Origin of the sequence: Corynebacterium sp. S5S1 (genome assembly GCF_001913985.1) — a bacterium.
Classification (GTDB): Bacteria; Actinomycetota; Actinomycetes; order Mycobacteriales; family Mycobacteriaceae; genus Corynebacterium; species Corynebacterium marquesiae.
Genome location: NZ_MKXT01000002.1, coordinates 110,796 through 130,504, shown reverse-complemented (window position 1 = coordinate 130,504; position 19,709 = coordinate 110,796). Strand labels below are relative to the sequence as shown.

The 19,709-nt window shown below is 58.1% G+C and carries 21 protein-coding genes and 1 pseudogene; 20 read left to right on the top strand and 2 right to left on the bottom strand.

What is annotated here, in order from left to right:
• Positions 1-121: 121 nt before the first annotated feature.
• From rimM to BKN05_RS01365, 14 genes and pseudogenes are all read left to right on the top strand, one after another.
• The gene (rimM, locus tag BKN05_RS01430) at positions 122-619 is read left to right on the top strand and encodes a ribosome maturation factor RimM (RefSeq protein ID WP_049377486.1); all 498 of its coding nucleotides are present in this window, start codon (positions 122-124) and stop codon (positions 617-619) included.
• Positions 616-1,488 carry a tRNA (guanosine(37)-N1)-methyltransferase TrmD gene (gene trmD / locus BKN05_RS01425; protein ID WP_049377485.1) on the top strand — a complete coding sequence of 291 codons (873 nt, stop codon included), beginning with the start codon at positions 616-618 and terminating at the stop codon, positions 1,486-1,488. The genes rimM and trmD overlap by 4 nt, the downstream gene beginning before the upstream one ends.
• Entirely contained in the window at positions 1,488-1,862 is a 375-nt protein-coding gene (locus BKN05_RS01420; protein ID WP_049377484.1) for a hypothetical protein, read from the top strand. Before trmD ends, BKN05_RS01420 begins: the two co-directional genes overlap by 1 nt.
• 255 nt (positions 1,863-2,117) lie before the next feature.
• A complete protein-coding gene (locus BKN05_RS01415; RefSeq protein ID WP_286687752.1) occupies positions 2,118-2,621 on the top strand; it encodes a hypothetical protein in 504 nt (167 codons plus the stop codon).
• Between the two features lie 146 nt (positions 2,622-2,767).
• Positions 2,768-5,104 (top strand): Tex family protein, encoded by a 2,337-nt coding sequence (locus BKN05_RS01410; protein ID WP_286687751.1) that lies wholly within the window; start codon positions 2,768-2,770, stop codon positions 5,102-5,104.
• A 173-nt stretch (positions 5,105-5,277) separates the two neighbouring features.
• Positions 5,278-5,622 carry a 50S ribosomal protein L19 gene (gene rplS, locus BKN05_RS01405; protein ID WP_005325245.1) on the top strand — a complete coding sequence of 115 codons (345 nt, stop codon included), beginning with the start codon at positions 5,278-5,280 and terminating at the stop codon, positions 5,620-5,622.
• A 185-nt stretch (positions 5,623-5,807) separates the two neighbouring features.
• Positions 5,808-6,580 (top strand): annotated as a pseudogene (gene lepB / locus BKN05_RS01400) (signal peptidase I).
• Positions 6,558-7,295 (top strand): signal peptidase I, encoded by a 738-nt coding sequence (gene lepB, locus BKN05_RS01395; protein ID WP_286687750.1) that lies wholly within the window; start codon positions 6,558-6,560, stop codon positions 7,293-7,295. Before lepB (BKN05_RS01400) ends, lepB (BKN05_RS01395) begins: the two are co-directional and overlap by 23 nt.
• Positions 7,282-7,923: a ribonuclease HII gene (locus tag BKN05_RS01390; RefSeq protein WP_286687749.1), complete on the top strand. Its 642-nt coding sequence runs from the start codon at positions 7,282-7,284 to the stop codon at positions 7,921-7,923. The genes lepB (BKN05_RS01395) and BKN05_RS01390 overlap by 14 nt, the downstream gene beginning before the upstream one ends.
• 62 nt (positions 7,924-7,985) lie before the next feature.
• A complete protein-coding gene (locus tag BKN05_RS01385; RefSeq protein WP_286687748.1) occupies positions 7,986-8,291 on the top strand; it encodes a DUF2469 domain-containing protein in 306 nt (101 codons plus the stop codon).
• Positions 8,292-8,463: 172 nt separating this feature from the next.
• The gene (locus tag BKN05_RS01380) at positions 8,464-8,862 is read left to right on the top strand and encodes a YraN family protein (RefSeq protein WP_286687747.1); all 399 of its coding nucleotides are present in this window, start codon (positions 8,464-8,466) and stop codon (positions 8,860-8,862) included.
• Positions 8,849-10,411, top strand: coding sequence for a YifB family Mg chelatase-like AAA ATPase (locus BKN05_RS01375; protein ID WP_286687746.1), 1,563 nt, complete (start codon positions 8,849-8,851; stop codon positions 10,409-10,411). The genes BKN05_RS01380 and BKN05_RS01375 overlap by 14 nt, the downstream gene beginning before the upstream one ends.
• On the top strand, positions 10,408-11,589 hold the full coding sequence (dprA, locus tag BKN05_RS01370) for a DNA-processing protein DprA (RefSeq protein WP_198491628.1): 1,182 nt from the start codon (positions 10,408-10,410) through the stop codon (positions 11,587-11,589). Before BKN05_RS01375 ends, dprA begins: the two co-directional genes overlap by 4 nt.
• Before the next feature lie 35 nt (positions 11,590-11,624).
• A complete protein-coding gene (locus BKN05_RS01365; protein ID WP_286687745.1) occupies positions 11,625-12,542 on the top strand; it encodes a tyrosine recombinase XerC in 918 nt (305 codons plus the stop codon).
• Here the strand turns inward: BKN05_RS01365 and BKN05_RS01360 are convergent.
• A complete protein-coding gene (locus BKN05_RS01360; RefSeq protein WP_239273103.1) occupies positions 12,539-13,060 on the bottom strand; it encodes a M23 family metallopeptidase in 522 nt (173 codons plus the stop codon). The two genes, BKN05_RS01365 and BKN05_RS01360, sit on opposite strands and share 4 nt — an antisense overlap.
• 378 nt (positions 13,061-13,438) lie before the next feature.
• On the opposite strand from BKN05_RS01360, the gene rpsB reads away from it, so the two are divergent.
• From rpsB to BKN05_RS01335, 5 genes are all read left to right on the top strand, one after another.
• Positions 13,439-14,272, top strand: a complete 834-nt coding sequence (rpsB, locus tag BKN05_RS01355) for a 30S ribosomal protein S2 (RefSeq protein ID WP_049377474.1) — start codon at positions 13,439-13,441, stop codon at positions 14,270-14,272.
• A 298-nt stretch (positions 14,273-14,570) separates the two neighbouring features.
• The gene (gene tsf, locus BKN05_RS01350; RefSeq protein WP_225746793.1) at positions 14,571-15,383 is read left to right on the top strand and encodes a translation elongation factor Ts; all 813 of its coding nucleotides are present in this window, start codon (positions 14,571-14,573) and stop codon (positions 15,381-15,383) included.
• Between the two features lie 266 nt (positions 15,384-15,649).
• A complete protein-coding gene (pyrH, locus tag BKN05_RS01345; RefSeq protein WP_023027755.1) occupies positions 15,650-16,336 on the top strand; it encodes a UMP kinase in 687 nt (228 codons plus the stop codon).
• Positions 16,337-16,407: 71 nt separating this feature from the next.
• Entirely contained in the window at positions 16,408-16,965 is a 558-nt protein-coding gene (gene frr, locus BKN05_RS01340; protein ID WP_005325221.1) for a ribosome recycling factor, read from the top strand.
• Between the two features lie 150 nt (positions 16,966-17,115).
• Entirely contained in the window at positions 17,116-17,994 is an 879-nt protein-coding gene (locus tag BKN05_RS01335) for a phosphatidate cytidylyltransferase (RefSeq protein WP_193393087.1), read from the top strand.
• An 83-nt stretch (positions 17,995-18,077) separates the two neighbouring features.
• Here BKN05_RS01335 and BKN05_RS01330 read toward each other — a convergent pair whose 3' ends face one another.
• Positions 18,078-18,485, bottom strand: a complete 408-nt coding sequence (locus tag BKN05_RS01330) for a LapA family protein (RefSeq protein WP_225746794.1) — start codon at positions 18,483-18,485, stop codon at positions 18,078-18,080.
• Positions 18,486-18,579: 94 nt separating this feature from the next.
• Between BKN05_RS01330 and rlmN the strand changes: the two genes are divergently transcribed.
• On the top strand, positions 18,580-19,692 hold the full coding sequence (gene rlmN, locus BKN05_RS01325; protein WP_408923807.1) for a dual-specificity RNA methyltransferase RlmN: 1,113 nt from the start codon (positions 18,580-18,582) through the stop codon (positions 19,690-19,692).
• Positions 19,693-19,709 lie beyond the last annotated feature (17 nt).

Below are 19,709 nucleotides of genomic sequence, written 5' to 3'. Positions count from 1 at the left end.
CACCACGCGCTCAACAGCAGCATCCTTAACATCCTTCGGAGTCCAACGCGTCACAACTACCTCCCGGTCGAAGTGGCGCATTCACCCCTTGACAGCACGTCTGTGTTGTAGACTTTCCGCTATGGAATTGATGATTGGTCGCGTGATTAAATCGCACGGCGTGAAAGGTGAAGTCGTAGTAGAAGCCACTACGGATGAACCGGAGGTGCGCTTTGCGGTAGGGGAAGTTCTTCATGGCACGCAGGGCAAGAAGGAACACACGCTAACTATCAAGGCGGTCCGGAGCCATAAGGGAAGGCTGCTCATTACCTTTGAAGAGATTAAAGACCGAACAGTGGCGGATAGCCTACGTGGTACTAAGTTCTTTGCCGCTCCGCTCGACAGTGATGATGATGGCTTTTATGACCATGAGTTGGAAGGGCTGCGCGTTCTTTTAGCTGGCAAGGAAGTTGGTAAGGTCACATCAGTCATCCACGGCGGAAGCCAGGATTTGTTGGAGGTAGAACTCGACAACAGCAAGGAGGCGCTCATTCCCTTCGTGCATGCCATTGTTCCTGAGGTGAACCTGGAGGCTGGAACGTGCACCATCGATCCGCCGGAAGGACTGCTTGACCTATGAGGCTTGACGTCATCACCATCTTTCCGGAGTACCTAGACCCGTTGCGGCATGCGCTTTTGGGAAAGGCCATTGAACAAGGTCGCCTTGAAGTAGGTGTGCACGACCTGCGGCAGTGGGCTACGGATGCGCATAAGTCTGTCGATGACTCGCCGTTCGGCGGTGGCCCCGGCATGGTTATGAAGCCAGAAGTTTGGGGGCCGGCGCTCGATAGCGTCGCCGCGCGGGAAAGTGCGCCTAATTTAGAGTCTGCGCTGCCACACCTAAACCGTCCGCGCCACGACGAATTAGAAGGGGTAGAAGCACAAGCCTATGCGGTTGATGCCACGGCCGATGAGGATAGCGACCTCCCACTGCTTATCGTGCCGACGCCAACGGGAAAACCGTTTAGCCAAGCAGATGCGCGGGCGTGGTCCAATGAGGAGCACATTGTTTTTGCCTGCGGGCGTTATGAGGGCATCGATCAGCGCGTGGTGGATGACGCCGCTCGGCGCTACCGCGTGCGCGAGGTTTCCATCGGCGATTATGTGTTGATCGGTGGGGAAGTGGCAACGTTGGTGATTGCTGAGGCAGTAGTGCGACTCATCCCCGGTGTGCTGGGAAATAAGCGCTCTCATGAGGAAGATTCTTTTTCTGATGGTCTCTTGGAAGGCCCGAGCTATACCAAGCCGCGAGAGTGGCGTGGCCTAGCCGTGCCGGACGTGCTCACCTCGGGAAACCACGGTTTGGTAGACACATGGCGGAGGGAACAGGCTTTGCTGCGCACGTGGCAACGCCGTCCCGAACTTTTGGAGGCGGCTGAGCTCGATAAGGACGACAAGGCCTTCATCTCGCAGTTGGAACAAGAAGCCAACACACAGGGTGAAGGCTAATGGAGGTAAGCGCTGATCTCTCCGTACTCCTAGTAACCCAGGAGTGGGAGAATAGCCTCGAAGCATTGCCGGAGACGCTGCGGGCACGAGGCTTTGAGCCGCTAAGCATTTTCGCTCTCCAAGTAGCGGAGGAGTGCACTGAAAGCAGCCCGCTAGCGCAGGAATATCGCTTCAGATTCGGCCAGTGGCCACAAGGAATTCCGGTGTGGCGGCTCATCGTAAACGCAGAGACCACGCAGCCGCTGGCCACAGTGGCTTCCTTAGTAGCAGACTGCTTGCCGCCGGCAGCCTCGTGGGTGGGCAGTGCGGAAATCGGTTTTACAGAGTTGGGGCTTGGTGCCCCGGCGGTGTGGCGGACGGATTCTGGGTTATAAGCGGAATCTGGAAAACTATTTAGCTCTTTTCATGCCTACACTGCAGCGCATATGCCTTCTAGGGCTATAGTAAAGGGGACATCCCCTCCAGATTCCTATTCCCAAGGTGATCCCTTCAATATGACGGCTCCCAACGGCAATAATTACGGTGGATATAACCAACAGCCGCCCCAGTACAATCAGCAGTAATATTCCCAGCCGCAGCAAAGCGGTGGCGTAGGTGGCGCCACGATCGCCGCGATTATCGCAGCCATTGTGGCGGTCATCGCGGTGGCAGGCATGGTCATCATGTTCGTGACCAATACCAAGGATGATGCATCGAGTAGCGCGGCCGCCGATAGTCAATTCCAGCAGGCTGATGCCAATAGCGGCTCCGGCTCCGGATCTAGCAAGCACTCCGGTTCCTCGTCCAAGGACGATGCTGAGGATGAGGATGAAGATTCCAGCCCGGTCACGGTGACCAAGACCAAGGACGCCCCAGCACCAGCGCCGGCACAGGCAGCGTCTTCTGGCAGCAGCAATGGGCACTCTTGGAGTGACTTCACTAGCTACTATGCAGCTACCAGCAAGACCTCCAGCGGCTTTGCCAGCAACGTCTATACCGCGTTTATGAATAACTGGGTCGCTGGCGGCGGAACCGGCACTACCTTGAGCGTCTACTCGCCGGCCACCGGTGGTACCTACACCATGTACTGCTCCGGCAGCTCTTCGCGCGTTTCCTGTTCCGGCGGCGATAACGCCCGCGTGGTTATCTACTAAGAACGCACCATAGCAACCTCCTTTCCTTCCTGGGGAAAGGAGGTTTTGTGCGTCTTGGGGGCGTCGGCAAGCGAAGGCGGTGGAGGGGCCGTGCGGTAAATTGGGTGGGTCTAATCCCAAACCTCGAGAAAGAGTGAGGAGACCACGTGAATATTGCGGCCACTATCGCCGCCGAGCTCAACGTCAAGGAATCGCAGGTTTCTACCGCGTTGCAGCTGCTTGCGGAGGGCAATACAGTGCCCTTTATCGCCCGCTACCGCAAGGAGGCCACCGGTGGGCTGGATGACTCCCAGCTGCGCACCATTGAAGAGCGCGCGAACTATCTAAAGGAACTACAGGAGCGCAAGGAGACCATCCTTGCGGCGATTGAAGAGCAGGGCAAGCTTGGCGACGCCCTCAAGGAGCAAATCCTTGCCTGCGAGACCAAAGCGCGCCTAGAAGATTTGTATCTGCCGTATAAGAAGCGCCGCAAAACCAAGGCCGATATTGCCCGCGAAGCCGGCCTTGAGGAGCTGACCGATAAGCTCATTGCGGATCCCAACGCCGCTCCAGAAGAGTTGGCACAGGCCTTTACCACCGAGGGCTTTGAGGATACCAAGAAGGCTCTCGACGGCGCCCGGGCCATCTTGGTGGACCGCTTCGCGCTCGACGCGGATCTGGTGGGTGAAGTACGCGAGCGTATGTTCACTGAAGGCTCCATGGGCGCGCACGTTATTGAGGGCAAGGAAGCCGAAGGCGCGAAGTTTAAGGATTACTTCGATTTCAACGAGCCCTTCCACAAGCTGCCTTCGCACCGCATTTTGGCGCTGCTGCGTGGCGAGAATGAGGGAGTGCTGCAGCTGCAACTAGATGCCGGCGATGACGCCGATTACGAGGATGTAATCGCCCCCCGCTTCGAGCTGGATCGCTCCTCCAAATGGCTTGCCGACGCCGTCCATTGGGGCTGGCGCACCAAGCTCTATATTTCCTCCAGCCTGGACGTTCGCATGCGGCTGAAAGAGATTGCGGAGGAAGGCGCGCTGAAGATCTTTGCCACCAATTTGCGCGACGTGCTGCTCGCGGCACCTGCTGGCCAGCGTGCCACCATCGGCTTGGATCCGGGTTATCGCAATGGTGTGAAGTGTGCGGTAGTGGACAAAACCGGCAAGGTGCTCGATACCGCCATTGTCTACCCGCATCAGCCGCAGAACCAGTGGAGTCAAGCAGTTCAGACGCTGTCGACCCTGTGCGCCAAGCATTCTGTAGACCTTATGGCCATCGGCAACGGCACCGCCTCCCGTGAGACCGAGAAGCTTGCCCAGGAAATTGCGGACCTTATCAAGCAAGCTGGGGGTCAGCGACCCACTCCTGTGGTGGTTTCGGAGTCCGGCGCCTCGGTCTACTCAGCTTCGCCGCTTGCAGCGGAGGAATTCCCCGACATGGATGTCTCGCTGCGCGGTGCGGTTTCCATCGCTCGCCGCTTGCAGGATCCTTTGGCTGAGTTGGTCAAGATCGATCCTAAGGCTATTGGTGTGGGGCAGTACCAGCACGACGTTAACCAGACCGCGCTCGCTCGCACCCTTGATGGCGTCGTGGAAAGTGCGGTAAACGGTGTGGGCGTAGATCTCAATACCGCTTCCGTCCCGCTGCTTGAGCGCGTGGCGGGTGTCAATTCCACCATCGCCGCCAATATTGTGGCCTACCGCAATGAACACGGTTCTTTTGCTTCCCGCAAGGAACTGAAGAAGGTACCGCGTCTGGGGCCTAAGGCCTTCGAGCAGTCTGCGGGCTTTCTCCGCATCAGCGGCGGTACCGATCCGCTGGATTCCTCTGCCGTACACCCGGAGGCCTATCCTGTCGTCTCCCGCATCGCGGAGAAGACGGGTCTGGGTATTTCTGAACTTATTGGCAATACCCGCGTACTCAGCACGCTGGCGCCAGCAGACTTTGCAGACGAGACTTTCGGCATTCCTACGGTGACCGATATCATCGCCGAGCTGGATAAACCCGGACGCGACCCGCGCCCTGAGTTCAAGACCGCCACCTTTAAAGAAGGCGTACATAAAGTCTCCGATCTCACCCCGGGCATGATTCTTGAGGGCACGGTGACAAACGTGGCGGCATTTGGCGCCTTCGTGGACGTCGGAGTCCACCAGGATGGCCTCGTCCACGTTTCTGCCATGAGCCACAAATTTGTCTCCGATCCGCACGAGGTCGTGCGCTCTGGCCAGGTGGTCAAGGTGAAGGTCATGGAGGTTGATGTGGAGCGCCAGCGCATCGGTCTCTCCCTCCGTTTGGATGATGAACCGGGGCAGCCCGCCCCTAAACGCCGCGGTGATTCTCCACGCGGTTCCGCCAAGTCCGGTGGCGGGGGAGGCGGAAAGCGCTCTGGCCACAAATCTGGGCGTGGATCCCGGGGCGGCTCGCGCGGCCGCACGGGTGGTGCAGGCAGCGCCGGCGGTGGCGGAGCTATGGCCGATGCTCTGAAGAAGGCAGGCTTCTAGCTGCCTCTCACCGCGGTGAAAAATCGTGGTCGGGCAAGGCAGCGTGCGATATGAGAATTTGGTTCCGGCTGGCGTATGTGGAAAAATAGTGCACCGTTCTATGTAACGGGCACGAACCGGTTAGGCAGTACGCCGCTAGGGTCCTCTGTCCCAAACTGAAAAGGAATATTGGCATGTCCAACATTATTGACAAGGTCGATGCAGCACAGCTGCGCGACGATATCCCGTCCTTCCGCCCAGGCGATACCCTCGACGTTAACGTAAAGGTTATCGAGGGCAACAACGAGCGTGCACAGCTCTTCAAGGGCATCTGCATCCGTCGTCAGGGCTCCGGCATCCGTGAGACCTTCACCGTCCGTAAGGTCTCCTTCGGTATCGGCGTTGAGCGTACCTTCCCGGTTCACTCCCCGAACCTGGAGTCCATCAAGGTCTCCCGCCGTGGCCGCGTCCGTCGTGCGAAGCTCTACTACCTGCGCGATCTGCGCGGCAAGAAGGCTCGCATCAAGGAGCGTCGCTAGTACTAGCGCGCCGCGCGCCAGTTTCCCCTTGCACCCTGCTGTGGGTGGAAGGGGATTTTTCAATGCCCAATTTTGCTCAATTCACAGTTGGAAGCCCTGATCTAAACGGAAAGTTGTCTGTGAATCCTCCTGCCGCGAGGGGGATAAGGCCGGAAATCGGACATGGGGTTGCTAGGATCTAGCGCGTGAATAAAGACAGCATCTCGCAGGAACAGTCGCCGGAAGGCGAGGGGGCCCACCCCGTACAGGGCGAGGCCACCCAGCAAGGCAAAGAGGCGACTAAGAAGAAAGAAATGCCGTGGCTGCTGGAAACCCTTCTGGTCGTGGCTACGGTTCTCGTGATCGTCGGACTATTCCAGAACTTTATCGGCCGGCAGTATGTGATCCCATCGGGCTCGATGGAGCCGACTCTGCACGGCTGCGAGGGCTGCACAAATGACCGTATCTTTACGGAAAAGATCTCTTACTACGGTTGTTTAAAGGTACCGAGGACTGGAATTCCAGCTACGTCTCGCCGCGCTCGTCCAATCCGGTAATTCACGGTGTACAGGATGCGTTGAGCTTCGTATCCTTGGCACCGCCAGACGAAAATACTCTGGTCAAGCGTGTGGTTGCTACTGGCGGACAGACGGTGTCCTGCCAGGAGGGCGATCCTGCTGTCATGGTAGATGGCAAACCCATCGAGCAGGACTACGTGCAAGATCCACCAACGTATCCGGTAGATGAGTCGACCGGCTCGGAGGCCTGTGGTGGTCCGTACTTTGGTCCCGTCGAGGTCCCAGAGGACAACATCTGGGTGATGGGCGATAACCGTACTGCTTCGGCCGATTCGCGCTACCACATGACCGATAAGTTCCACGGCACGGTTCCAGTAGAAAACGTCCGTGGCAAGGTGAAATTCGTATTCTGGCCGTTTACCCGCATTGGTGGGGTCGATGACCCGGACATTCAGGAATAAGCCTTCCTCCCAACGCCTGCGCACCCGGGATTTTCTCCTCCCCGTGGTGGCAGGCTTTGTCCTGCTGGTGCTCCTGCAGGCGCTGGTGGGGCGGATGTATGTCATTCCTTCTGCGTCGATGGAACCGACCCTGCACGGGTGTCCTGGCTGCAAAAACGATCGTATCGCCGTGCAAAAGGTCAGCTATTACTTCACGGACCCAAAGCCCGGGGAAGTGGTGGTTTTTGAAGGGCCCGAGTCGTGGAATAACGAGTTTGAGGTCAATCGTTCGCACAATATTTTCGTGCGCGGGGCCCAAAATGCTCTGGCGGCCGTAGGGCTGCTTCCCAATGGGGAAAATATTCTTGTCAAGCGCGTCATTGCTACCGAGGGGCAGACGGTGAGCTGTCAGGCGGGCGATCCTGCGGTCATGGTGGATGGAAAGCCCATTGACCAATCCTTCGTCCTCGATCCGCCGGAGATTCCCGTAGACCCCAGGGTGGGTTCGCGAGAGTGTGGCGGAGAGTATTTTGGCCCGGTCACCGTCCCCGAAGGAAACCTTTGGGTGATGGGTGATAATCGCACCAACTCCCTCGATTCCCGTGCGCACTTGGGTGACCACCTGCAGGGCACCGTGCCGGTCGACAATGTCCGCGGGCGCGTCGAGGCCATCATTTTGCCGCTTTCGCGTTGGGGCGGGGTGGAACACCCGGAAATCTCGCATGCGGCGGCTTAAACAGCGACGCACCTACGAGGTCGCATTGAACAAGGCCGGTTTAGGCCCGGTAGCCGGCGTAGACGAGGCTGGGCGCGGTGCCTGCTGTGGACCAATCACCATCGCAGCTTGTGTGATGCCCGATCGGCCGATCAAGGAGTTGTCGGAACTTACTGACTCCAAGAAGCTCACCCCCAAACAACGCGAGAAGCTTTTTCCACTCATTAAAGACAAGGCTGTGGGCTGGTCTGTGGTGCATATTGGTGCGGGGGACATCGATAAGCGCGGCATCCAGCACGCCAATATTTCCGGCATGCGCAGGGCAGTTGCGCGCCTGGAGGTACGTCCGGGCTATGTGCTTACCGACGCCCTCTTTATCCCCGGCCTCACCCAACCCCACCTGCCCATTATCGGCGGCGATGCGGCCGCGCGGTGTATCGCCGCGGCGAGTGTGCTGGCCAAAGTCAGCCGCGACCACCTGATGCACGAGCTGGATGCGCGGTACCCCGGCTACGGGTTAGCCAGCCATAAGGGGTACGGAACCAAGGCGCATGAGGCCGCAATCGCGGCGCTTGGAGCGTGCCCGGAGCACCGGATGAGCTATGAGAATGTCCGCCGCGCTCATGCGGATTTTGCCGCGCGTGCCTAGCTAGAAACTAGCGCTTCTCGCGCTAAGCTAAAGCGAGCTAACCCACAACCTGGAGGTCCACCGTGAGTGCAGAGGAACTCGATAACTACGAGGCTGAGGTAGAGCTGTCTCTCTACCGCGAGTACCGGGACGTTGTCAGCCAGTTTTCCTATGTCGTTGAAACTGAGCGGCGCTTTTATCTGGCTAATGCGGTAGAGCTTATTCCGCATACCTCTGGGCCTGATGTCTACTACGAGGTACGCATGTCTGATGCTTGGGTATGGGATATGTACCGCTCCGCGCGCTTTGTGAGCTACGTCCGCGTTATTACATACAAGGATGTCAATATCGAGGAGCTGGATAAGCCGGAATTCATGATGCCGGAATAACTTTGTCAAGCCGGTGCACACAGCGCCGTACCCTAGCTGTGGATAAAAGCGCTGCAGAGCGTAGTTATCCACAGCTAGGGTCTTTTTGCTTGTGTGTCCCTTGTGTAGGCCCTTTCACCTGCGGTGTCCTGTGCTAGCCAATGAATTTCTCGACGCACAAGGATAAACCGCAATGCACTTTAGTTCAGAACACCGCTTGGTCACGAAGAAGCCTCGTCATAAACAAGTCTTAGGTAAAAGGGGAGAGGCCTTTGCAGCGCGCTATCTGCGCGAACGTGGGGCAGAAATAATCGCCGCTAACGTCTCTTATCGGGTGGGAGAAATCGACCTCATTGCCCGGGAGGCGGACGGAACCATCGTCTTTGTTGAGGTTAAGACCCGCGCCAATTCCCGCTACGGGGTAGCTGAGGCCGTAACCCCGCAGAAGCTCGCACGACTGCGCAAAGCCGCGGCGCAGTGGCTCGATGGAAAGCCATTGTCTGAGGTGCGATTCGACGTCATTGCCTTGGTCGCGCGCGGACAGGGGTTTGCGCTGGAACACTTCAAGGGGGTTGAAGATGGCTCTAGGTAATTGTTTGACCATGTCCTTAAACGGAGTCCTAGCTCAGTTAGTTGAGGTAGAAGCAAACGTTGGCCACGGGCTGCCAGGGGTACACGTTGTAGGCCAGACGGATACCGCAATCTCCGAATCTCGGGATAGGATCAGGACCGCAGCCTTTAATTCCCATCTGCCCTGGCCCAAGACCAAAGTGGTGGTCTCCATGTCCCCGGCGTCGCTTCCCAAATCCGGGTCCCACTTTGACCTACCCATAGCGCTTGCGATCCTCGTGGCACAGGCGGAGGCCGACTTCCCGTCTTATGGCAGTACTCCCTCGCCCGTCCAACGTCTCCAGCGCACCTTGGTCTTAGGCGAGCTCGGTCTCGACGGCTCCGTCCGGCCTGTAGCAGGCATTATCCCCGCTCTTCTGGCCGCACGGGAACAAGGAATTACAACTCTCGTTGTGCCACCTGGCAATGCCGCCGAGGCCACATTGGTGCCGGACATGGACGTACTGGTTGCTTCGTCTTTGAAGGAGGCTTTCGGATGGGCCTGCGGTAATCGTGGGCTGCCGCAGGCGGCGAGCTTTTCGGGGTCGCTCAGCCCCGCGCCTGCGGCGGGGTCGCGACTCGACTTTAGCGATATCGCTGGCCAAGCTAATGCCAAATGGGCTGCCGAGGTTGCTGCAGCCGGTGGCCATCACCTGATGATGATTGGGCCGCCTGGGTCAGGAAAGTCCATGATCGCCTCGCGCCTGCCCACCATCCTGCCTGCCCTTACCCCAGATCAGCAGGTCGAAACCACCGCAATTCATTCGCTTACCGGAACCCCAGGTGAGATCATCGAGCGTGCCCCGTTCATCGCCCCACATGCCTCAGTTACTCGGGCGGCATTACTTGGCGGCGGTTCCGGACATCCGCGCCCTGGTGCGGTGAGTTTGGCTCACAATGGTGTGCTCTTTCTCGACGAGGCCAGTGAGGTAGCCGCGCCAGTACTCGATGGTCTGCGTGCACCACTGGAGGAAGGACACGTGCGGTTGGCGCGCTCGCGCCGCGAGGTTACCTATCCTGCTCGCTTCCAATTGGTCATGGCGGCAAACCCGTGCAGGTGTGCGGCCGAAGATCCATCCAAGTGCAGGTGCAATCCCCATGAACGGATGAACTACCTCTCCAACCTCTCCGGACCGTTGCGAGACCGTCTGGATATGGTGGTCACCTTAAGCGGGCAGGCGGCAACAATTAACGCCGACGGTGAAGAGGAATCCGCAGTCATCGCCGAGCGCGTCGCCGCAGCCCGTGAGCGTGCCGCCGCGCGCTGGTGGGCGGATGGCATCACCGCGCGCACCAATGGGGAAGTTCCTTCGTCCTATTTGCGCCGAAAGAGGCCCGCTGCGGAGGCTGCGATGGTCATGTTGTCTGCCTACTTGGCTGAAGGCGATATATCCCAGCGCGGAGTGGACCGCGTATTGAAGCTCTCCTGGACTCTGGCCGATCTAGCAGGAAAGGCGCAGCCGGACCTGGATGAAGTGGGGCGCGCGCTCGATCTACGCGGCTCAATTAACGTCGGGAGGCTCGCAGCATGAGCGAACTTGACCTTTCTACTCCGTATGCGACCTGGGTATATCTCAATCGGGTGGTGGAAGGCCCCTCTGCTGCATTGCAGGCCCTGCTCACGCAATACCCAGCTGAGGAAATCGCCCACGGAATCTACAATCGCGCCGACTGGATAGGCCCGCTTTTGGCGCGCACGGCCTCCCGCTATGACTGGTTGCGGCAAGCCGAAGATATGGCGGCAGCCGAAAAAGTTGGGGCCCGGCTCATTACGGCAGAAAGCCCAGAGTGGCCCACAGAGGAGTTTGACACTGCATTCGGTTTCTATCAGCACAGCGGGGAGGCCCCAGCTACTTTTGATGACCAAGCATTGCCGCCGCATAGCCTGTGGGTGCGCGGTGCGCCATTGCAGGCAGAGGTTGCTCAAGCTGTGGCCATCGTCGGTACTCGTGCCATTTCTCGCTATGGCTGGCAGGCCACCCAAAACGTCGTGTCCGGATTGGTTCAGCATGAATGGACTCCAATATCAGGCGGCGCGCTGGGAGTGGATACCGTCGCTCACGAAACAGCGTTGCACAACAACGGGCGCACGGTAGCCATAGCAGCGTGTGGCATCGATAGGGATTACCCAGCCCGCAATGCCAACTTATTCGCCAAGATTGCGGACAATGGTTGCATCATCTCTGAATTCGCGCCGGAAACCGCGCCGAAGCGCCACCGGTTCTTAACGCGCAATCGCTTAGTGGCAGCGTTGAGCCACGGCACCGTCGTTATGGAGGCGGCATTTCGATCTGGCGCATTGAATACCCTCAACTGGGCAGAAGCGCTTGGGCGAGTTGCGATGGCGGTGCCGGGGCCGATAACTACTAGCGGCTCGTTGGGCTGCCACCAGCGCATTCAAGAAGGCCGTGCACAGCTGGTTACCAGTGCTGATGAGATTCGCGCTCTAGTAAGTCGCGCCGGGGAAGTAGACCCAGGTGCACAGTACGAAATCAATTTTGCGGCAACCATGACCCAACGCCTCTCCCGCAATGAGTTGCGCGTCTTTGACGCGACGCCACCGTTAGGACAGGAAAAAGCAACGGCAGAAGACATTGCCCGAGAAGCGGGATTCCGTTTACCGCTGACAGTTCACTTACTGCTGGCGCTGGAAAAGATGTGCGTTGTCGTCCGGCATGGCAATACTTGGGCGCGCCGGGAAACGGAATAAATGGCACCTGCGTATGGCGAGTACACTGCTGTGGCATGAGTGAAGAAGGAAAGTCCGCGAAGGCTCCGAAAGTTGAGGGGCAGATGGCTGAGGCCATTGAGGACTTCGCGGATTTCCAACTACATGTCAAAGGCCGCGCAGAAGCGACGGTGCGCGGGTATCGCTCCGACTTGCGCGACCTTGCACGCAGCGTGCCGACCTTCGCGGAGTTTGATCTCAACAGCCTGCGCCAATGGTTGGCCGAGGCTGTTGCGGAAGGAAAATCGCGTTCCACCCTGGCACGGCGCACCGCGGCAGCGAAGGGATTTTCTACTTGGGCAGTGCGCGAAGGGCACCTTAAGCGAGACGTTGCTGCCCGCTTAGTTACGCCCAAGGTGGGGCGTCACCTTCCAACGGTTCTCGCTCCGGAGCAGGCCGGCGAGCTTATGGGCAATGCGGTCTCTGCAGATGAAGTCCACTTTCTTCGCGATAGCGCCATCTTGGAGTTGCTCTATGCCTCCGGTATGCGCGTGGCGGAGTTGGTCCGGCTGGACCTAGGCGATATTGATTTTCAACGCGGTACCTTGCATGTCACCGGTAAGGGCAATAAGCAGCGCGTAGTGCCTTTCGGGCACGCAGCGGAAGACGCTTTAAAGCAGTGGATTGACAAGGGCCGTGGAGAAATCGCCACGGCTGAAACTGAAGCGGTTTTTGTTGGCAGCAGGGGAGGGCGCATCGATCAACGCCAGGTGCGCCGCATTGTAGAAAAGGCCGCCAAAGTCACTGGTACACAGGGGCTTACCCCGCACGGGGTGCGCCACTCTGCCGCAACCCACCTTTTGGAAGGCGGGGCAGATTTGCGCGTAGTGCAAGAACTGCTGGGGCACTCCTCGCTTAATACCACACAGATTTATACCCACGTATCCGCGCAGCGCTTGCAGCGCGTATACGATCAAGCCCATCCCCGGGCCTAAAGTGGTTTGAGACGAATTACCGGCATATCCAGCAGAGTTAAAGGATCGATGTAGGTATCTTTTGCGATGAGTGCACCCCAGTGCAGTCCGGGATAGCCATCGACGGGATTGCCTAAACGGCCTATCACTTGGCCCTCGCGGACTTCTTGGCCCTGCTTTACGGAGCCGTGCACGGGCTGATACGTCGTTCTCACTCCATCCGCGTGGGCAATGGAGACAACTGGTTTGCCGGCCACCGTGCCCACAAAGGCGACTTCGCCGTCTTCGGCGGCTACTACCGGCGAGCCTACTGATAGGGCCATGTCGACGCCGCGGTGGCCAGGACTCCACTTTTGTTCTGGGGCGTCGAATCCACGCAACACCCGCGCCGGGCTAGGTTTTCCGGAAGCAGGGTCGACATAGGCCGTGGCCGGTGGGCAACACAGAATAAGAAGCGAAAGAAGGGTGAGGAAAGTGGTGGGGAGGAAGGTGGGGCGTCGGCAAGCAGGAAATGCGGAGGGGGAAAGGAACTGATTCATGGGCACAGTGTCAGCCGGAAAGAAGCGTTTCGGGAGTCCGTTCTCTTTTAGCTGTGGACAACTTGGGTTGCGTGATGTGATTGAGCCGGTTGTGACGATTGATGCAATGTGGCTGCGGCAAAGTTGTGGATAAGCTGTCTTCGGTTTGGAAAAACCAGCGTAAGGGGATTATTCTTTGGGGCAGCAGTGTGTCCACCTCGTGGAGGCATTGACTACGCGCGGCGAAGTTGTCGCTTCCTGCTGGAAGGAAGAGACAGCCTGACGGTTGACGTGGTCCTTGGAAACAAGGTGTCAGCGGGGCCTTCGTTGCTAGGGTGCGGAATAAAACACCGCACAACTGGAAAACCGAAAGACAAGATAAAAGAAAGCGAGCGAATCATGGCAGTTGTAACCATGCGCGAGCTCCTCGACGCTGGTGTGCACTTTGGTCACCAGACCCGTCGCTGGAATCCGAAGATGCGTCGTTTCATCTTCACCGACCGTAACGGCATCTACATCATCGACCTGCAGCAGACGCTGACCTACATTGACGAGGCTTATGAGTTCGTCAAGGAAACCGTTGCACACGGCGGCACCATCCTGTTCGTTGGTACCAAGAAGCAGGCTCAGGAAGCAGTTGCTGAGGAAGCTACCCGCGTCGGTATGCCTTACGTCAACCACCGCTGGTTGGGCGGCATGCTCACCAACTTCCAGACCGTTTCCAAGCGTCTGAAGCGCATGAAGGAGCTTCAGGCAATGGATGAGCGTGAGGACGGCTACAAGGGCCGCACCAAGAAGGAAGTTCTCATGCTCAACCGTGAGCGCGCCAAGCTCGAGCGCGTTCTGGGTGGCATCTCCGATATGGCCAAGACCCCATCCGCACTGTGGATTGTTGATACTAACAAGGAGCACATTGCGGTTAAGGAAGCTCGTAAGCTGAATATTCCGGTAGTCGCCATCTTGGACACCAACTGTGATCCGGATGAAGTTGACTTCCCGATCCCAGGCAACGACGACGCCATCCGCTCCACCAAGCTGCTTTCCGGCATCGTTGCTTCCGCTGTAGAGGAAGGCAAGAAGGCGCGCGAGGAGCGCCAGCTGGCTGCAGCTAAGGAAGCTGCCGGCGATTCCGCTGAGAAGGAAAAGCGCGATGCTGAGGCGGCTGCCGCAGCTTCCGACCCGGCTTCCGCGGAAAAGTCTGAGGAAGCATCCGCAGACAAGGCCGAGAAGTAGTCTTAGCTTCTCGCTAGGAATTTTCCTCACCTGCGTTTAACTGAATACCCCACGCACTTTTGGTGTGGGGCAGCAAGGGAGTAATTCCTGCCCAAGGCTGTTTACCAACCCCCGCCACCGTGCTGTAACGGCGGCGGGGGTTGGTTTTATCTATGCTGGGTGCTGCTGAAACCAGCTCCACTTTCATACATAGGTGGGAAGGGGTGGTTTCTGCCACCCTAAAGCGGCGCGATTTCACCGCGTCGACTACGCTGTTTGAACGAACACTGTTTGATTTTCAAGGAGGATCGCCCCAACTATGGCGAACTACACTGCTGCAGACGTCAAGGCACTGCGCGAAGCTACCGGCTCCGGCATGCTCGATTGCAAGAAGGCTCTGGAAGAGTCCAACGGCGACTACGATAAGGCCGTTGAGTACCTGCGCATCAAGGGCGCTAAGAACGTCTCCAAGCGCGCTGACCGTGAGGCTACCGAGGGCCTCATCGCCGTTTCTGGCAACACCATGGTCGAGATCAACTGTGAGACCGACTTCGTTGCTAAGAACGAGGCTTTCAAGATCTTCGCAGCCAAGATTGCTGACGCTGCTGCTGAGGCCAAGGCAAACTCCGCTGACGAGCTCAACAACATTGAGATCGACGGCAAGAAGGTCTCCGAGGTCGTGGACGAGGAGTCCGCAAAGACCGGTGAGAAGCTGCAGGCACGCCGTGCGGTTACCGTAGAGAGCGACAACGTTGCCGTTTACCTGCACCAGCGTTCCGCTGACCTGCCGCCAGCAGTGGGCGTGTTGGTTTCCTACGAGGGCAGCGAGGAAGGCGCTCACGCTGCAGCCCTGCAGATTGCTGCCATGAACGCTGAGTACCTCACCCGCGAGGACGTTCCTGCAGAGATCGTTGAAAAGGAGCGCGAGATCGCTGAGGCCACCACTCGTGAGGAGGGCAAGCCAGAGGCAGCCCTGCCGAAGATCGTGGAAGGCCGCCTGAACGGCTTCTTCAAGTCCATCGTTCTGCTGGAGCAGGCTTCCCTGTCTGATAACAAGAAGACCGTAAAGCAGGTTGCTGAAGAAGCTGGCACCACCATCACCGGCTTCGTTCGCTACGAGGTTGGCGCTTAAGCCCACCCCCGTTTTAACGACTAGCCCACGAAGGACTATCCTTCGTGGGCTTTGTTGTGCGCTTACCGTGCCGACTAGTGCGGATTGTCTATCCGCAGGAGAGGGACCGGCACGTAGCAATTGCCTACTGGCTTGCACCGGCAGGCGGTGTGAGGAAGCGAAAGATATATGGGTAAGATAGGGCGGAGATTGAAACTGCCCCGCGTTAAGGAGACGAAGTAGGCGTGACTGCTGCAGAAATTAAGCGAACCGGATACAAGCGAGTAATGCTGAAGCTGGGCGGTGAGATGTTTGGCGGCGGCAAGGTCGGCATCGACCCAGATGTGGTTGAAAACGTAGCCCGCCAAATCGCCGAGGTTTCCCGCCAGGGAATCGAGATTGCAGTGGTTATCGGTGGCGGAAACTTCTTCCGCGGCGCCGAGCTTTCCCAGCGCGGCATGGATCGTGCTCGCTCGGACTACATGGGCATGCTGGGCACGGTAATGAATTCCCTCGCACTGCAGGACTTCCTCAAGCAGCAAGGCGTGGACTGCCGCGTGCAGACCTCCATCAACATGGCGCAGATTGCCGAGCCGTACCTGCCGCTGCGCGCTGACCGCCACCTGGAAAAGGGCCGTGTGGTTATCTTTGGCGCCGGCATGGGCATGCCGTACTTCTCCACGGATACCACTGCCGCGCAGCGCGCCCTGGAAATTGGTGCCGAGGTTCTTTTCTTGGCCAAGGCAGTCGACGGTGTCTACTCCGATGACCCACGCACCAACCCGGATGCGGAACTGTACTCTGAAATCACTCCGCGTGAGGTTATTGAAAAGGGCCTTAAGGTTGCGGATGCCACGGCCTTTAGCCTGTGCATGGACAATGATATGCCAATTTTGGTCTTTAACCTGCTGGAAGAAGGTAATATCGCCCGCGCCGCCGGCGGTGAAGTTATCGGCACGCTGGTGCAGTCCTAATACTGTAAGGGCTGCGAACCTGCTACCTTTTTATACAGCCACCCCTATTCGTTTAAGGATGATTTAACCTCATGATCGATGAGATTCAGCTCGAAGCAGAAGAGCACATGACCGCTTCCGTCGAGCACACCCGCGAGCAGCTAGTGACCATTCGTACCGGCCGCGCGAATCCCACTATGTTCAACGGCTTGGTAGCCGAATACTACGGTGTACCTACCCCGATTACCCAGATGGCTACCATTTCCGTACCGGAACCGCGCATGCTGCTCATCAAGCCTTATGAGCAGTCCATGATTCATGAGATTGAAAACTCCATCCGCAACTCGGATTTGGGCGTGAATCCCACCAACGATGGTCAGGTTCTGCGCGTGACCGTTCCACAGCTGACGGAGGAGCGTCGTAAGGAAATGGTGAAGCTGGCCAAGAGCAAGGGCGAGGACGGCAAGATTGCTATCCGTAATATTCGCCGCAAGGCCATGGAGCAGTTGAAGAAGCTGCAGAAGGACGGCGACGCCGGCGAGGACGAGGTCATCGCAGCGGAAAAGGAAATGGAAAAGATTACTTCCGGCTACATCGAGCAGGTGGACAAGCTGGTAGAAAATAAGGAAAACGAGCTGATGGAGGTCTAAGACCTCCCGTCATTGCCGCCGTGCCCGTCCCCGGCCGGCGGCGCTTTTTCTGTTCCGCAGCCTACAGCTCTGAAGTTTGGAGTAGGGGAGGTCGAGCAGTGGAAAGTTAGCGAGGGAGCGCGAAAGAAGCAGCGAAAGGAGCCGGTCATCGTGAGTGACGCCATTAACCGCCGATTGCCTCAGCCGAAGAATGGCGCAGGCCGCGATTTGCCGGCCGCTATCGGCGTCGGCGTAGGTCTCGGCGCACTCGTCGTGCTCGCCGTATGGGCCGGCCCACTCGCGTGGTACGCGTTTGTGGCCCTTGCAGTTGGCGTTGCTATGTGGGAGGTGCTCAGCCGCCTGCGGGAGCATTCCTACTATATCCCGCGCACGTTGCTCATTATTTTGGGCCAAGCTATGGTGTGGGTCTCGTGGCCACTGGGCGCGCCCGGCCTTGTTGCGGTCTATGTCACCGCTGTGCTGGCGCTTATGTTTGGTCGCCTCTTCCATAATGGTCGCCATCGCCCACCAATTAACTACCTGCGGGATATGTCCGTCGGCATTTTTGTGCTGACATGGATTCCGCTTTTTGCCACCTTCGCAGCAATGCTGTCCCTGGTGTCGACCCCATTTGCCAGTGGCGCCGCCTCCATCGTGGTCTTCATGTTGTGCGTGGTGGCCTCCGATACTGGTGGCTATATCGCTGGCGTGATGTTTGGCTCGCATCCCATGGCCCCTGCAGTAAGCCCAAAGAAATCGTGGGAGGGCTTTGCCGGGTCCATCCTCTTTGGCGTGGTCACCGGCGCGCTTACCGTTAAGTTCCTGCTCCATCACGATGCCTGGGTGGGCGGCCTGATGGGGCTTGGCCTTGTCATTTGCGCCACCTTGGGCGACTTAGTGGAATCACAGTTTAAGCGTGAGCTGGGAATCAAAGACATGTCGGCCCTGCTGCCAGGCCATGGGGGCCTGATGGACCGCCTAGATGGCATGCTGCCTTCCGCCATGGTCACCTGGGTGGCCATTAGCTTCCTGGCAACGTTCACGCCATAGAAGCAGCGGGTACGCAAAAGCCGCCTCTCCCCAATAGTCCGTCCTAAGAAGGCAGGACAGGGGGAGAGGCGGCTTTTTAAGACCTATACCTGCTGAGCCTGCTTGCGCAGTTGGCGGCGCAACTCAAACATGCGCCAGCCACCCACTAGCGCCATGATGAGTGCTCCGCCAATGGCGAAGATGAGGAAAGCGATTCCAGCAGGGAACTCACCGGACCAGCCTAGGAAATTCATGGGAACCGCGTGCTGGTTTTGCATGATGAAAACAATGAGAACAATCAGTAGCAGGAAACCTACGATGAGCGCGATCCATGTGCTGGCTGCGAAAGATCCCTTCGCCTTGCCGGAAGGCTGGGTGGAGTGAGAAGTAGAGTCAGAGACCGTCGGCTCTAGGCTAGAACCGGTCTCCGGTGCAGAAGCGTTCATCTCCGTCGAGGAGAGGTCTGCGTCGGAAGAAGAAAAGTCATCTGCGGGGTAATTCGGATTTGTCATGTATCCATTATTTCTTTAAACCTGTCGATTATGCCACTTGGCACGGCTTTCAATTGGAAAAACCCACGCAGACCGTGGAAAGATGGGCAACACTATGGCTCAACCAGTGAAACTTAATTTCTCCGCCCCGCGCCGCGGACTTCCCCCTAAGCACTTCGCCGACCTGACCGAAACCGAGCGCATTGATAAGCTCGCAGAAATTGGCCTACCTAAATTCCGTGCAAAGCAGCTGGCTAAGCACTATTACGAGCACTATACCGACAATGTGGAGGATATGACCGATATCCCTGCCGGCAAGCGCGAAGCAGTTAAGGAAGCCTTCTTCCCTGAGCTCATGAAGCCTATCCGGACTACTTCCACGGATGACGGCGAGACCACTAAGTCCCTGTGGCGTTTGCATGATGGCACGCTGCTGGAGTCGGTTCTGATGCGCTACCCAGGACGCGCTACGTTGTGTATTTCTTCCCAGGCCGGCTGCGGTATGGCCTGCCCGTTCTGCGCTACCGGCCAGGGCGGTCTGGACCGTAACTTGTCTACGGGCGAGATCGTTGAGCAGTTCCGCCATGCTGCAGCCGCAATGGCGGCAGAAGGTGGCCGCCTGTCCAACGTGGTCTTCATGGGGATGGGGGAGCCGCTGGCTAACTATAAGCGTGTGGTGCAGGCCGTGCGGCAGATTACCGGCCAGGATGGTGCCGGCTTTGGTCTTTCCCAGCGCAACGTGACTGTGTCTACCGTGGGCTTGGCTCCGGCAATCCGTAAGCTGGCGGACGAGGATTTGGCCTGCACGCTCGCCGTTTCCTTGCACACTCCGGATGATGAGCTGCGCGATGGCCTCGTGCCGGTCAATAACCGTTGGTCCGTCGATGAGGTGCTCGATGCTGCGCGTTATTACGCGGATAAGTCTGCCCGCCGCGTGTCTATTGAGTATGCCCTGATTCGCGATAAGAATGATCAAGATTTCCGCGCGGATATGCTGGGCCGCAAGCTGCATCAGAAGCTGGGCTCCAAGGTTCACGTCAATGTCATTCCGCTCAATCCCACGCCGGGCTCGGAGTGGGATGCGGCCCCGCAGGACCGCCAAGACGAGTTCGTGCGCCGCGTACAGGCCCAAGGCGTTCCTTGCACGGTGCGCGATACCAAGGGTGATGAGATTGCGGCAGCTTGTGGTCAGCTCGCAGCGGATGAACGGGAAGATAAGTCCGCCTAACTGATAAGATTGGCGGA